This window comes from Pseudooceanicola sediminis, assembly GCF_003575965.1.
GTDB classification, from domain to species: Bacteria; Pseudomonadota; Alphaproteobacteria; order Rhodobacterales; family Rhodobacteraceae; genus Pseudooceanicola; species Pseudooceanicola sediminis.
In genome coordinates this window covers 216894-231690 of sequence record NZ_QWJJ01000004.1, presented here as the reverse complement: position 1 = coordinate 231690, position 14797 = coordinate 216894, and the positions used below count along the sequence as shown (strand labels likewise).

The window sequence follows — 14797 nt, the reverse complement described above, 5'->3', positions numbered from 1 at the left end:
TGCGGGCAGGCGATCTGACACGACGAAGGCAGATCGCCGGCACCATGCCCGCGTATGAAAGATACGGTGCGGTACGGTGCGGTGCCGCGCGTCAGGCGTCGGGAAACCAGAGGCGCGGCTCGGCAAATTCCAGAGAATTGCCGGCCGGGTCGCGCAGATAGATGGAGCGCGCGCCACCGGGCCAGTGGAAGTCCGCTTCGATGGGATAGCCCGCGGAGGTCAGCCGATCCACCCAATAGGTCAGCTCGGCAGCGGTGGCGGCAAAACACAGATGGCCCTGGCCATGTGCCCCGTGCGCAGGAACCGGCAGGTCGGGGTTCGACCCGCCCAGGACGGTGCGCGCCGGGTTGAAGATCAGCAGGACCATGTCGCCGACACGATAGAACACGTGCCGGTCGTCGGCGCGCACGATCCTGGTCAGGCCGAGGACGCCGCCATAGAACGCCTCGGCGGCGTCGAGATCGGCTGTGTAGATTGCAAATTCGAGCAACGCGGCGGGCGGCGGGCCTGCGGGGGTATCGGGCTGTGTCATGCCGCCAAGTTATGCGGGGGAAAGGCGGTGTCAAGCGACGCGCACCGGCGGGATGGCGCCGGACCCGCGCGGCTGACCCCGCAAGGATCGTTGGCCCTGCGGCGCAACGGGCCATGCGCAGGGCCGGAACTGTTTCGCGATTGTCATTTGGGCGTTACGCATTGCGGTTAGGGCTTTGCGGCATATCTATATATCATGGGGCTTGTCAGGCTCTTACCGCGATATATAGTCGATGTGTTGCTGGGGCGGGGTTCCCGCTCTGGTGCCCGGTGCGGGCAGACAGGACGGAAACGGAGTCGCAGATGGACGGAGATTTCAGAACGGAATTCGTGAGGGAGCCAGCGGCGCTGAAGCAGCACCCGGCCCTGGTACTGAACGCGGATTACCGGCCATTGTCATACTATCCGTTGTCGCTGTGGCCCTGGCAGGAGGCGGTCAAGGCCGCCTGGCTGAACAGGGTGGATATCGTGGCCGAGTACGACACCTTCGTGCGAAGCCCCAGTACCCGGATAAGGATCCCTTCGGTCGTTGTCCTGAAAGATTATGTCAAACCTCAAAAGCGCGTGGCCTTCACGCGCTTTAATCTTTTTCTGAGGGACGAATTCGCCTGTCAGTACTGTGGCGCACGGGGGGATCTGACCTTTGACCACGTTGTGCCGCGCGCCAGTGGTGGCATCACGAGCTGGGAAAATGTCGTGGCCGCCTGTTCGCCCTGCAACCTGAAGAAGGGCAGCAACAGCCTGCGCCGCGCGGGCATGAATCTGCGCAAGCCGCCGCGTGCGCCGGGCGCCGAGGAATTGCGCAACATGGGCCGGCGGTTCCCGCCAAACCATCTGCATGAAAGCTGGATGGATTACCTGTATTGGGATGCCGAACTGGAAGCTTGAACCCAAACTGAACGTCTGAAACAGGCATCCCCCTGTCCGGAACTGCGCAGTGTCGCAGCCTTTGCGGCCAGGCAGGGTCTGGAACGCGAAAGCCCCGACCATTGGCCGGGGCTTTGTCATTCATGCCGGGGGAACTGCGCCCGGGGGGCGGTGCGGTGCTGCTCTGGTCCGCGCCGGTTCGATGCAAGTCCGCCCGTGCTCGGTCCGCACCCGGTCCGAGCGCCGCCGTTTGGCGATCAGCCCTCGGTCGGGGCGTCCGGGGTCGGCGGCGCCAGTTTCTTGGGGGCGGTCTTGCCGCCGGTCAGGGGATCATCCTGACGCTGCACGGAACCTTCGAAATGCGCGCCGGATTCAATCGCGATCGTCTTGTGGATGATGTCACCCTCGACGCGTGCGGTAGACGTCAGGCGGACCTTGAGACCGCGCACACGGCCAATGATGCGGCCGTTGATGACGACGTCGTCGGCGGTGACCTCACCACGGATCGTGGCGCCTTCGCCGATGGTCAGCAGGTGCGCGCGGATATCGCCTTCGATCGTGCCTTCGACCTGGATGTCGCCGGTGGTCTTGAGGTTGCCGGTGATGTGCAGGTCGGTCGACAGCACGGACGCAGGCGGCTTTGCCTTGGGCGGCGTCGGCTTGTAGTCAGGGCTGGAGGCGGGCTTGGGCGCCGAGAGGTCGGTGCCTGCCGAAGGGGAGCTTTCGGAGGTTTTCGGTCCGGGTTCGTTGATTTTGCTCTTAGAAAACATCTTTTGCAGCCTTGATATAGGTCATCGGGTTTACAGGTTTGCCGTTCACTCGCACCTCGTAATGCACGTGCGATCCAGTCGAGCGTCCGGTTGATCCCATATCACCGATGCGGTCCCCGCGCGAGACCCTTTGGCCCACCTTGACGGAAATGCGCGACATGTGACCATAGCGGGTCTCGATCCCGAAATCGTGCTTGATCTTTACCAGCTTGCCATAGCCGGTCGACCAGCCGGCATGGATCACGACACCATCCGCGGTCGAGTAGAGCGGGGTGCCGATGGAGGCAGCCATATCGACGCCATAGTGATTGCGACGTCCGCCGGTCTTGGGGTCGCGGCGCACCCCGAAGGGCGACGAATAGCGGAAGGACGTGTGCACCGGCATCGCGAAAGGCGCCTTGGACGCGGCGAGACGGTAGAGGTTGAGCGTGTCGAGCTTGGCAAGGATGGCATTGGCACGCATGGCGTCGGGCGAGGGCATTTCGCCCATCGTGGAAAAGGAGATCGGGGTCAGCGGGCCGCCCTGGCCGGAATAGCCACGCCGCACCTGCTTGAGCAGGTTGTCGGTGTTCAGACCCGCAGCGCGGAACATCTTGTCCAGCGGTTCGACCGAGACGTCCATGGCGTCTTCGAGCTGGTGAAAGATCGCGTCGTTCTGATCCTGCATCAGGGCGATGCGCTGTGACAGTTCATCCGCCTGCAGCAGGGCATCCTGCGCGTCGGCGTCGATCTTGTCGCGTTCCATCGCGGTATCGCTGAGCGCACTGGACAGAAAGGCCAGCGTATCTTCGGCGTAGGCGGGCAGTTCGGGGCGTTCGCCGCTGGCCTCGGGGGCGGTTGCAACCGCCAGTTCGGCCCGCACTTCGTCACGTTCGCGGATGGTGCGGCGCAGTGTGGTCTGGATCACGTCGATGCCGGTTTCCAGCTCGCGGTTGCGGGCCTCGGCCTTGAGCAGCTCGGTCTGCATGTCAGAGACGCGCGCGAGGGCGGCGTTGAAACGGTTCTGGGCGGCGAGGGCTTCGGATTCACGCAGGTCACGTTGCGTGGCCATGTCGTTGAGGCTGACCTGGTAGGTGAGCTGGTCGCGCAGGGCCTGTTCGCGGTAATTGCCCGACCCGATGGTGTCCATCAGCAGGATGGCGGTGGCGATGATCGTCCAGGCGACGATGGCCGCGCCGCCCGCGGTGGCAAAGAGTTGAGTGGCGGGGCGGAGCCGGATGAACCGGGTTTCGCTGTCGGATCGCAGAAACAGGCGACGTTCCGGAAAGTGGCGTTCAAGCACTGAATGCAGGCGAATTGCTAGCCGTGTCCTCACGAGGTCAATGTCCCTTGTCGTTCCCCTGCGCCCGTCGTTCATGGTCCCCACCGGGGCGCTTGAAACCTGTTACCCAAGCGACAGCCATGCGGCAACCTTTTTGGCCGGACCGCCTTCGCAGAGAGGCGAAAATTCGCGGATCTGGCGAATAGCCGCCGAAAATAAGCGATGTTTCCAAACTTTCGCGCGCGAAACAAATGGCGCGATCAGTTTGATCGGGGGGTGCGGTGCCTGGGGGGTGGCGTGGCGCGACCGGCGTGCGCAAGGGCGCGAGGGCTTTGCGGATCGAGGACAGGCTGGGGCAGGAGACAGGCTGGGGCGGGAGACAGGCAGGGGCGGGATCGGGTCGGTGGGATGCGTGCCGGCCGGACCTTGCGCGGAGGGCCGTTGCGCGGCCGACGCCGATCCTGAGCTCAGTCCGTCGCGCTGTCGTCCTGTTCGGTGAGGGGCCAGTAGAAATCTGGCGGCAGGCCTGCCTCGGCGCGCTTTTCCGCGTTGAAGGGGGGCTTGAGGACACCGTGGAAATATTTGCGCACGAGGGCGTGGAACATCGGCTTGGGGTCATGTTCGTGCCGCCCACAGAGGTAGTGAAACCATTTCGACCCGTAGGCGACATGGCCGACCTCCTCGGCGTAGATCGTCTCAAGCGCCTGAACCGCCTGTGTAATATCGGCCTTGCGGAAGATCTCGATCATCCCGGGGGTGACGTCGAGGCCGCGTGCCTCGAGAACCATGGGCACCACGGCGAGGCGCCCGAAGAGATCGTCGACCGTGTCTTCGGCGGCGCGCCACATCCCGGCGTGGGCAGGCAGCGCGCCATAGTGGGATCCGAGCGCCTCGAGGCAGTCGCACATCAGGTTGAAATGCTTGCTTTCCTCGTCTGCCGCGCGCACCCAGTCGTCATAGAAGCCCTGTGGCATCGGGACATGGCCGAAGCGGGCGATGATATCCCAGTGCAGATCGACGGCGTTGAGCTCGATATGCGCGACCGCGTGCAACAGGGCGATGCGCCCCGCCGCTGTGCCGGGACGGCGCCGCGGAACGTCACGGGGCGCGCGCAGGTCGGGTTTCTCCGGGCGGGCGGGTTGCAGCGGCGGGGACGCGGTGCCGACGGGGATCGGCGTTCCGGCGTCGCGCGCGGCCCGCCAGCGCGCGGCGTGGGCATGCGAGAGCGCCGTCTTGGCGCGGCCGTCGTCGGTGCTGAGCACCTCGACCGCCATGTCTGTGAGGGTCTGCGGGCGAACGGTTGCCATTTGGGATCTCTGTCATTCGGGGCATATGCCGGTGGGGGAAGAGGCTGTGTGCCAGTGAGGCTAGGGCGCGCGTCGGTGGGGGACGTCGGTGCGGGGCGGTATGACCTGTGCAAGTCATTGAAACCAAAGAAAAGCCACGTCGGTATCCTGACGGTTTCGAAACGGTATCTGAACGGTGTTTCAAACGCCACTGCTGGGGGCGGGTGAGAGGGGCTGAGGGGCGGCGTGGCGGGGCGTTTCGGGGGCTGGGTTTTTCGGGGGCTGGGCGGTTCAAGAGGGCGGCGAGGTTTGGCGTGAGGCGGGGTGAAGGGCGTTGCAGACGGACCTTGCAAGGGCCGCGCGATTGGGCGGGACGGGAGGGGGCGCTGCCCCCGCCAGGCTTCGCCTGTCCCCCCGGGGTATTTACGGCCAGATGACGGGGAGGCCAAGGGACCGTCATATCGCGGGGAGGCAGAGGGGGCCCAGGGTCGGTGAGCGGGGTGTCGGTGGGATGAGGCGGCAGGCCGCGGTGGGGGCTGGCTTGCCTGTGGCGGGAGGGGGACGGCGCGCGGTCGTGTCGCCATCCCCGGGGTGCGGGCGTCAGAGCGCGCGGACGGCAGACAGGACCTCTTCGGCGTGGCCGGGAACCTTGACCTTGTGCCAGGCCCGCCGGACGGTGCCGCTGCCATCGAGCAGGAAGGTGGCCCGTTCGATCCCCATGTAGGTCTTGCCGTACATGTTCTTTTCCACCCATACGCCCCAGTCTTCGCACACGGTGCCGTCGGCATCCGAGAGCAGGTCCGTCCCGAGATCATGCTTGGCGACGAACTTTTCATGTTTGGCGACGGTGTCCTTGGAAATGCCCAGAACGCGGGCGCCAGCGGCCTGAAATTCGGCGGCGAGGGCGGTGAAATCCTTGTTCTCGGTCGTGCAGCCGGGGGTATCGTCGCGCGGATAGAAAAAGACCACCACAGGGGACGGGCGCAGGTCTGAGAGGGTGACGCTGCTGCCGTTGGTGCCGGGCAGGGTGAAGTCGGGGGCGATATCGCCTTCGATGGGCATAGTTTTGCCTTTCCTGAGAAACATTTCGTGCTTCCATATTAAGCGGCGGCGGAAGAGATTAAAGGCATCGTCCGAGATCGGTCGCAAATTCGCGTCACGGGATGGATCGCGTGCCGTCGAGCGGGCACGAGGGGCGCGCCGGGGCAGCTGGCGCAATGACGGGACAGGTAATGGACGACAGGCACAGGTCCGCAGGGGCCGACAGGGAGAGCGCGGGAGATGCCGGGGACCGGGGGGTGGTTCCCGGCCCCGAGAATGCGCATCCCGATGCCCCGCCGTCTATGAGCCGCGGTGTGCCTGGCGGAGCGCCATCGCGAGAAGGTGCCGGGGGAGATCGGGAAGGCGCCGCGGCAAAAGAAGACGGGGCAGGCATAGACAAGGCAGGGAGTGAGGCCGCCAGTGAGGCCGCTGTGGGGACTGAACACTCGCGCCCGGGCAGGAAGGGACGCCTGCGCTTGCGTGCGCGGCGGAAGGCGCGTGTCGTGGGAGAGGCATCTCAGGACGGCGGGTCGCAGGACGGTGGGGTGCAGGACGGGACGGCGACGCAAGCGGACGCGCCCGCCGGGGGCAGGAGACGGTCGCGCTATCGCAGTCGGTACAACAGCCATCATGGACGCAAGCGGCACTGGACCTATCGCAGTTGCGAGACCCTGTTTCTGCTGACCCTGCGCGCGGTCTTTGCCATTGCGCTGGTGGTTCTGGGGGTGAGCACGCTGTATGTCGCAGGCGATGGCGGAAAGCTGCAGGTGCCCGAATGGGTGCGGGCGGAGATCGAGCGCAAGATCGAGGCGCAGACGCCCGGTCTGGATGTCGGGTTCGAGCAATTGTCGCTGGTGGTCGAACAGGGCTGGCAGCCCCGCGTGCAACTGAGCGGGGTCACCCTGTCGATGGGGGACGGGCGCACCCGTCTGACGCTGGCGGACATGTCGGCCCGCATGGCCATGGAACCGCTGCTGCTGGGGCGTCTGCAACCGCGCGAGATTGCGCTGTCGGGGGTTCATCTACGGGTGAGGCGCAATGCCGACGGAGCCTTTGACGTGCTGTCGCACACGGGCGGGATGGCGGCCGAGGGGGGGCTGTCGGGCCAGGATGCCGCCGCCGCGACCCCTGGCGGCAACGGTGGCGCAACCGGTGCCGCGAATGGCGATCAGGACGCCGGGGCGCTGGAGGCCGGGCGGGATCTGGTCGAAGCGCTGGACGAGTTCAAGGCGCTGCTGGGCACCGAGGCGCTGGCCCGTCTGACGCGGATCGACGGGCAGGGCCTGACGATGGTCTACGAGGATCTGCGTGCCGGGCGGCGATGGTCGCTGGATGGCGGGCGGCTGAGCCTGGACAGGGACGGCGCGGGGCTGCGCATCGGCGGGGATTTCGCCCTGCTGGGGGGGCGATCCTATGCGACGGTGATCGAGACGAGCTATACCACGACGCTGGACAGTCCGAGCGGCCAGTTCGCCCTGTCGGTGCAGGACATGCCCGCCGCTGACCTGGCGACGCAGAGCCCGGCGCTGGCGTGGCTGGGGGTGCTGGATGCGCCCTTGTCGGGTGCGCTGCGGGTTGGTTTCGATGAGACGGGGGCGGTTGGCCCCCTGAACGCGACGTTGCAGATCGGGGCGGGGGTGTTGCAGCCGACACAGGGCACGCGGCCGGTTCCCTTCAATGCCGCGCGCACCTATTTCACCTACGATCCCGCCAGCCAGTCGTTGCGGTTTTCAGAGCTGTCGGTGGACAGTCGCTGGGTTCGGTTGGAGGGCGACGGCGAGTTGAAGCTGACAGGCGCGGAAGGCGGGCCGGTTGCGCTGGTCGGGCAATTGCGCGCGACGGACGTGGTGGCGGATCCTGCGGACCTGTTTCCCGAACCGGTGCACCTGGAGGGGGCGCAGCTGGACCTGCGGTTGCAGCTGGATCCCTTTCGGCTGAGCCTGGGGGCGCTGACGCTGCGCCAGGGCGCGGAGCGGATGGTGCTGCGGGGTGACATGGCTGCCGATGCCAGCGGGTGGGGGTTGCACCTGGATGGCCATATGGACGCGATACAGGCGCGCGACCTGCTGCCCTATTGGCCACCGTCGGCGGTGGGAAAGACGCGTGAGTGGATCGATCAGAACGTACAGGACGGTCTGCTGGAAAACCTGCAACTGGGGGTTCGGGCCAGCGAGGGCGGCAAGCCCGACATCTACCTGGGGTTCGAATTCCGTGATCTGACGGCGCGTTTCCTGAAGACGCTGCCCCCGGTCACCGGCGCGCGCGGCCACGCCAGCCTGTTGCGCAACCGGTTCGTGATCGAAGCGACAGAGGGTCAGGTTGCGGCGCCCAAGGGCGCGGGTACGGCGGCGCCGGTGGACATCGCGGGCACGTCCTTCGTGGTGGCGGACGTGACCGAGAAGCCAAGCATCGGCACCGTGCACCTGCGCACGCAGAGCGCGTTGCGCGACACGCTGGCGCTGCTGGACGAGGAGCCTTTCCGGTTTCTGAGCAAGGCCGGCAAGCCGGTCGACCTGGCCGAGGGAGAGGCCGCGGTGCAGGCCGATATCACCTTTCCTCTGATCAAGCGCCTGCCGCTGGAGGAGGTCAAGCTGAGCCTGAACGCCGCCTTGCGCGACGTGGCCAGCGACCAGTTGATGCCGGGGCGGATGCTGCGGGCGCAGAGCCTTTCGGTCACGGGCGATACGGGCACGCTGCGGATTGCCGGGGCGGGCACGCTGGACGGGGTCGCCTTTGATGGCGCGTGGAACACGGCGCTGGGCGCGGGGGCAACCGGGTCGGAGATCGACGCGGTGGTGACGCTGGACGACCGGTTCGCGGGGGCGTTCCTGGCCGGTATGCCCGAGGGCACCATGACCGGCGCGGGCAGCGGCCAGTTGCATGTCGACCTGCCCAAGGGGGGCGTTCCGAGCTTTCGGCTGACCTCGGATCTGCGGGGGGTGGGCCTGCGCATCGATGGGATCGGATGGCGCCTGGGCGAAGCGGCGACGGCGGATCTGGCGGTGTCGGGCACATTGGGCACGCCGGTATCTATCGACGGATTGCACCTGGAGGCACCGGGTCTGAGCGCCGACGGCAGGATCGAGCTGACCAGCGCGGGCAAGCTGGAGGCAGCACGGTTCGAGCGTGTCCGGGTCGGGCGATGGCTGGACGCGCCGGTGGTGCTGAGCGCGCGCGCTGAGGGACAGGCCCCGGGCGTCGCGATCAACGGAGGGTCTCTCGACCTGCGCCATTTGCCGGTTTTACCGACCGGCGGCGGCAGTGGCGGGCCGGTGTCGGCGCGTTTCGACCGATTGACGGTGACCAACTCCCTGCGACTGGACGGTTTCGACGGCGATTTTTCAACCGTGGGCGGGATCACCGGGGCGTTTACCGGCCGCGTCAACGGCGGGCCCGCGGTGCAGGGTCGGGTGATCCGCGACGGGGGGGACGAGGTCGTGCGCATCGATGCGGCCAACGCGGGCGACGTGATCGCGGCCGCGGGTCTTTTGTCGAAAGGGCGTGGGGGCGCGCTGGCGCTGGAGCTGCGTCCAACAGGAGAGAAGGGCAATTTCGATGGCAAGCTGGTGGTCAAGGACCTGTCGATCCAGGACGCCCCGGCGATGGCGGCGTTGCTGAGTTCGATCAGCGTCGTCGGCCTGGTGGAGCAGATGGCCGGGCAGGGCATCCTGTTTTCCGATGTCGAGGCCGATTTCCGCCTGACGCCGGACATGCTGTACCTGCGCAAATCCAGTGCCATCGGTGCCTCCATGGGGATCTCGATGGATGGCACCTATGATCTGGGCGCCAAGACGATGAACATGCAGGGCGTGGTGTCGCCGTTTTACGTGCTGAACGGCATCGGCGCCTTTCTGACCCGCAAGGGCGAGGGGCTGTTCGGGATGAATTTCACGCTGAACGGCCCTGCGTCGGCGCCCAAGGTCGGGGTCAACCCGCTGTCGCTGCTGACGCCGGGGATGTTCCGCGAGATCTTTCGCAGACCTGCGCCCCGCGTTCCAGAGTAGCGGCGGCGCATTGCGAAGCGGGGCCGTTTCGGTGTAGCGCAGCACGCGCTGCCAGGAGAGACGACATGCACCTATCCGATTTCGATTTCGACCTGCCGGAACGGCTGATCGCGACGCGGCCCGCGAAACCGCGGTCTTCGGCGCGGCTGCTGGTTGCGCAGGGGGACACGATCACCGATGCCGTGGTGCGTGACCTCGGCGATTGGCTGCGCCCCGGCGACAGGCTGGTGCTGAACGACACAAAGGTGATCCCGGCGCGCCTGTCCGGCGTGCGCGCCCGCACATCCGATGCAGGCGACACGCAGGCGCAGATCGAGGTGACCCTGCTGGAACCGCGTGCCGATGGCACCTGGGCGGCGCTGCTGAAACCCCTGCGCAAGGTGAGGGAGGGCGAGGTGATCCGCTTTTCGGCGCGCCTGTCGGCTGTGCTGGAGGCCAAGCAGGACGGGCAGGGCTTGCTGCGGTTCGACCTGACGGGCGAGGATTTCGATGCGGCCCTGGCCGAGGCCGGGAACATGCCGCTGCCACCCTATATCGCGGCGCTGCGCGCGCCGGACGCGCAGGACAAGGATGACTACCAGACGGTCTGGGCCAAGAATACCGGTGCTGTGGCCGCCCCAACGGCGTCGCTGCATTTCGACGATGACCTGCTGGGGCGGCTGCGCGCAATGGGCGTCGGGTTCACCCATGTCACGCTGCATGTCGGGGCGGGCACGTTCCTGCCGGTCAAGGTCGAGGACGTGACGACCCACAAGATGCACGCCGAATGGGGCGAGGTGAGCGATGTGGCCGCCGCCGAGATTGCCGCGACCAAGGCGGCCGGGGGCCGTGTGATCCCGGTCGGCACCACGGCGCTGCGGCTGATCGAAAGCGCGGCGCAGGCCAGCGGCGCGATTGCCCCCTGGCAGGGCGAGACGGATATCTTCATCTATCCCGGGTTCCGCTTTGCCGTGTCGGACGCGCTGATGACAAACTTTCACCTGCCCAAGAGCACGCTGATGATGTTGGTCTCGGCCTTGATGGGGCCGGATGTGATCCGGCAGATCTACGCCCATGCGGTTACCGAAAATTACCGATTCTTCTCGTACGGAGATGCGTCTCTGTTGATCCCGCGCGCCTGACGTGAAAAGGCAGGTCGCAGAGATTTTCGCGCGTCGGCGCGTATTAACGTGAATTTGCCGTTCTCATGACCGTTCACGCCGTTGCAGGCCCGGTCAGTTCGGTGCCCTGAAAGGGAGAAGCCGGATGATCCAGGTTCTTAGAAACTCTTGGGCCTTGCTGCTCGGTCTTATGCTGCTGATGCTGGGCAATGGCCTGCAAGGCACCTTGCTGGGTGTGCGCGGCGAGATCGAGGGGTTTTCGACCTTTCACATGTCGCTGGTCATGTCGACGTATTTCGCGGGTTTTCTGGGCGGGTCGCGCCTGGCGCCGGGGATGATCCGGCGGGTCGGGCACGTGCGGGTGTTCGCGGCGCTGGCCTCGTTCATCTCGGCCGTGCTGATCCTGTATCCGGCCTATGCCAACCCCTATGCCTGGATGATCGAACGGCTGATCATCGGGTTCTGCTTTTCCGGGGTGTATGTCACCACGGAAAGCTGGCTGAACAATGCCGCCACCAACGAGACGCGCGGTCAGTCCCTGGCGCTGTATTCCATCGTGCAGGTGCTCGGCATCCTGAGCGCGCAGGGCATTCTGCTGCTGGGTGACCCGGCGGGGTTCGTTCTGTTCATCGTGCCGTCGATCCTGGTTTCGATTTCCTTTGCGCCGATCCTGCTGTCGATTTCACCGACACCGGCGTTCGAGAGTACCAAGCCGATGTCGCTGGTCGAACTGTTCAAGACCTCTCCGCTGAGTATCGTGGGCGTGTTCCTGGTGGGGGGCGCGTTTTCGGCGCAGTTCGGCATGGCGGCCGTTTTCGGCACCCAGGCTGGGATGAGCATTCCGCAGATTTCGCTGTTCATCTCGATGTTCTACGTCGGGGCGGTGCTGGCGCTGTTTCCGCTGGGCTGGCTGTCGGACCGGATGGACCGGCGCTTGCTGATCGGATGCGAGGCCGTGGTGGCCGGGTTCGGCGCGTTGCTGGGCTACGTCTTCGGCGACAGCTTTATCGTGCTGCTGGTGGCGGCGGCGATCATCGGGGCAATGACCAACCCGCTGTATTCGCTGCTTTTGGCCTATCTGAACGACTACCTGGACAGCGATCAGATGGCGGCGGGCAGCGCGGGCATGATGTTCGTCAACGGATTGGGCGCGATCGGCGGCCCCGTGCTGACCGGTTGGGTCATGACGCTGGTGGGGCCGGGCGGCTTTTTCCTGTTTATCGCGGCGCTGCTGCTGGCGACCGCCGGCTACGCCGCCTATCGCATGACGCGCCGTCCCAGCCTGTCGTCGGACGACACCGGGGCCTACGTGGCCGTGATGATGTCATCGTCGCCGGTCGTGGTCGAAGCGGCGCAGGAATGGGCAGCGGATGCGGCTGAAGACGCTTCGGACGATGAAACTGCTGCTTGAGGGCCGGGTTCGCGCCGGAAAGAGGCAAATTTGCCATTTCAATATGGAAAAACCTCTGTAAGGCTGCAACCAAAGGCGTAATGGCTAAAGGAGAGGAGTCCGCCATGATTGCCCCAGAAGAGGTGCTTTCTTTCTGGCTTGACGAAGTTGGGCCGGAGGGTTGGTACACCGGTGGAGACGAGATCGATCAGACCATACGCGACCGGTTCGGCGCCGCATGGCAGAATGCGTGCGATGGTGCCTACGGGCTGTGGCTGACCTATCCCAGCGGTGCGCTGGCCTATATCATCCTCATGGATCAGTTTCCGCGCAACATGTTCCGCGGCGAGGGCAAGGCCTTCAAGAGCGACGCGGTGGCGCTGGCCGCGGCCAAGATGGCGATCCGCCACGGCTGGGACATGCGTATCAACGAACCTGCGCGGCAGTTCTTTTACCTGCCCCTGATGCATTCGGAAAACCTGTGCGATCAGGATCGCTGCATTCGCCTGATGGTGGATCGGATGCCCGAGACGGGCGGCAGCAACATGCTGCACGCCCAGGCGCACCGCGAAGTGATCCGCAAGTTCGGCCGCTTTCCCTATCGCAACGAGGCGCTCGACCGTGCCTTTACCGCGCCCGAGGCCGCCTATATCGAAGAGGGCGGATATGGCGAGACGGTGAAAAAGCTTCAGGCGGCCGGCTGACAGGCAGCGGTCGCGCCTTTTCGGTCCGCATCTTTTCGTTTTGACATGACGCCGCGCCCGGCATCCCGGGGGCGGCGTTTTGCATGTGGGGGCAGGACAGGCATCCATCCAATCCCCGACGCTTGTTGTTTGACAGCGGCTCGCAGGGTTGTGACAGTGGCACCAGCGCGGCGTCCCGTGGTAGCGGGGCGTTGCATGGCAGCGTATCGGTCAGCGCCAGGCGGAAACGCCCGAGCGTTCTTGTGGGTTGCGGAGAGATAGTTTAACATCAAACTATCTTCGAAACGAGTTTGCAGCGGAGGGGCACATGGCGTCCAAATCTTTCGATTTCATCGTGATCGGGGCAGGTCCGGGCGGATATGTCTCGGCTATCCGCGCCGCACAGCTCGGGTTGAACGTGGCGATCGTCGAACGCGAGAACCTGGGCGGCATCTGCCTGAACTGGGGCTGTATCCCGACCAAGGCGCTGCTGCGGTCCTCCGAGGTGTTCCACCTGATGGAGCGCGCCAAGGATTTCGGGTTGTCGGCGGACAAGTTCGACTTTGACCTGGATGCGGTGGTCAAGCGGTCGCGCGGCGTCGCGGCGCAGATGGAAGGCGGCGTGAAGCACCTTCTGAAAAAGAACAAGGTCACCACGATCATGGGCGAGGCGAAACTGGCCGGCAAGGGCAAGGTTTCCGTCAAGACCGACAAGGGCACCGAGGAGCTGACCGCCAAGCATATCGTCGTCGCCACCGGCGCGCGGGCGCGTGAGCTGCCGGGGTTGGAGGCCGACGGTGATCTGGTCTGGACCTACCGCCATGCGCTGAAGCCGCCACGGATGCCCAAAAAGCTGCTGGTGATCGGGTCGGGCGCGATCGGCATCGAATTCGCCAGCTTTTACAACACCTTTGGCGCGGACACGACCGTGGTCGAGGTGATGGACCGGGTGCTGCCGGTGGAGGACGCGGAAATCAGCGCCTTTGCCAAGAAGCAGTTCGTCAAGCAAGGCATGAAGATCATGGAGAAATCCGGGGTCAAGCAGCTGGATCGCAGCAAGGGCAAGGTGGTCGCCCATATCGAAACCGGCGGCAAGATCGAGAAGATGGAGTTCGACACCGTGATCTCGGCTGTCGGGATCGTCGGCAACACCGAGGGCCTTGGCCTTGAGGACCTGGGCGTCAAGATCGACCGCACCCACGTCGTGACGGACGAATTCTGCCGCACCTCGGTCGAAGGTCTCTATGCCATCGGCGATATCGCGGGCGCGCCCTGGCTGGCGCACAAGGCCAGCCACGAGGGCGTTCTGGTGGCGGAACTGGCGGCGGGCGGGCATCCGCACCCCATCAAGCCGGGCAGCATCGCGGGCTGCACCTATTGCCACCCGCAGGTCGCCAGCGTCGGTCTGACCGAAGCCAAGGCGAAAGAGCAGGGGTACGAGCTGAAGGTCGGCAAGTTCCCGTTTATCGGCAATGGCAAGGCCGTCGCGCTTGGCGAGCAGGAGGGCTTTATCAAGACGGTCTTCGACGCCAAGACGGGCGAATTGCTGGGTGCACATATGGTCGGGGCCGAAGTGACCGAGCTGATTCAGGGCTATGTCATCGGGCGTCAGCTGGAGACAACGGAGGAAGATCTGATGAACACCGTCTTCCCGCACCCGACGCTGAGCGAAATGATGCACGAGGCGGTCCTTGCCGCCTACGGTCGCGAGATCCATATGTGATCTGTCACCAGTCGCGCAAATCTGGGGGCGTCCTGTGGGGCGCCCTTTTGCTTTTCAGGTGGGCAGCGCCGCTGCGATGCGGCGAAAACGAACAAGTTCGTGGAATGTTCTTCAATTGCTCTTGGAAGATTGCCGCGCTTA

General features: G+C 65.4%; 11 protein-coding genes. 6 read left to right on the top strand and 5 right to left on the bottom strand.

Annotation, left to right across the window (positions count from 1 at the left end):
- Nucleotides 1–91 precede the first annotated feature (91 nt).
- Nucleotides 92–532 carry a VOC family protein gene (locus DL237_RS06210; protein ID WP_119398169.1) on the bottom strand — a complete coding sequence of 147 codons (441 nt, stop codon included), beginning with the start codon at nt 530–532 and terminating at the stop codon, nt 92–94.
- 302 nt (nt 533–834) lie between these two features.
- Here DL237_RS06210 and DL237_RS06205 point away from each other — a divergent pair, with 302 nt between their 5' ends.
- Nucleotides 835–1419 (top strand): HNH endonuclease, encoded by a 585-nt coding sequence (locus tag DL237_RS06205; protein ID WP_119398168.1) that lies wholly within the window; start codon nt 835–837, stop codon nt 1417–1419.
- A 236-nt stretch (nt 1420–1655) separates the two neighbouring features.
- On the opposite strand, the gene DL237_RS06200 is transcribed toward DL237_RS06205, so the two are convergent.
- From DL237_RS06200 to DL237_RS06185, 4 genes are all read right to left on the bottom strand, one after another.
- Nucleotides 1656–2168: a bactofilin family protein gene (locus tag DL237_RS06200; protein ID WP_119398167.1), complete on the bottom strand. Its 513-nt coding sequence runs from the start codon at nt 2166–2168 to the stop codon at nt 1656–1658.
- On the bottom strand, nt 2158–3483 hold the full coding sequence (locus tag DL237_RS06195; RefSeq protein ID WP_119398166.1) for a M23 family metallopeptidase: 1326 nt from the start codon (nt 3481–3483) through the stop codon (nt 2158–2160). Before DL237_RS06195 ends, DL237_RS06200 begins: the two co-directional genes overlap by 11 nt.
- Nucleotides 3484–3896: 413 nt before the next feature.
- On the bottom strand, nt 3897–4736 hold the full coding sequence (locus DL237_RS06190; RefSeq protein WP_233544884.1) for a ferritin-like domain-containing protein: 840 nt from the start codon (nt 4734–4736) through the stop codon (nt 3897–3899).
- 579 nt (nt 4737–5315) lie between these two features.
- On the bottom strand, nt 5316–5777 hold the full coding sequence (locus DL237_RS06185; protein WP_119398165.1) for a peroxiredoxin: 462 nt from the start codon (nt 5775–5777) through the stop codon (nt 5316–5318).
- A gap of 482 nt (nt 5778–6259) precedes the next feature.
- Here DL237_RS06185 and DL237_RS06180 point away from each other — a divergent pair, with 482 nt between their 5' ends.
- The 5 genes from DL237_RS06180 to lpdA all read left to right on the top strand — a co-directional run bounded on the left by DL237_RS06180 (nt 6260) and on the right by lpdA (nt 14656).
- On the top strand, nt 6260–9760 hold the full coding sequence (locus DL237_RS06180) for a YhdP family protein (protein WP_158585594.1): 3501 nt from the start codon (nt 6260–6262) through the stop codon (nt 9758–9760).
- A 65-nt stretch (nt 9761–9825) separates the two neighbouring features.
- Nucleotides 9826–10881 (top strand): tRNA preQ1(34) S-adenosylmethionine ribosyltransferase-isomerase QueA, encoded by a 1056-nt coding sequence (gene queA / locus DL237_RS06175; RefSeq protein WP_119398163.1) that lies wholly within the window; start codon nt 9826–9828, stop codon nt 10879–10881.
- Between the two features lie 124 nt (nt 10882–11005).
- Nucleotides 11006–12271, top strand: a complete 1266-nt coding sequence (locus tag DL237_RS06170; protein ID WP_119398162.1) for an MFS transporter — start codon at nt 11006–11008, stop codon at nt 12269–12271.
- Nucleotides 12272–12375: 104 nt separating this feature from the next.
- Nucleotides 12376–12954: a DUF924 family protein gene (locus tag DL237_RS06165; protein ID WP_119398161.1), complete on the top strand. Its 579-nt coding sequence runs from the start codon at nt 12376–12378 to the stop codon at nt 12952–12954.
- A gap of 307 nt (nt 12955–13261) precedes the next feature.
- On the top strand, nt 13262–14656 hold the full coding sequence (lpdA, locus tag DL237_RS06160; RefSeq protein ID WP_119398160.1) for a dihydrolipoyl dehydrogenase: 1395 nt from the start codon (nt 13262–13264) through the stop codon (nt 14654–14656).
- The last annotated feature ends 141 nt before the right edge of the window (nt 14657–14797 follow it).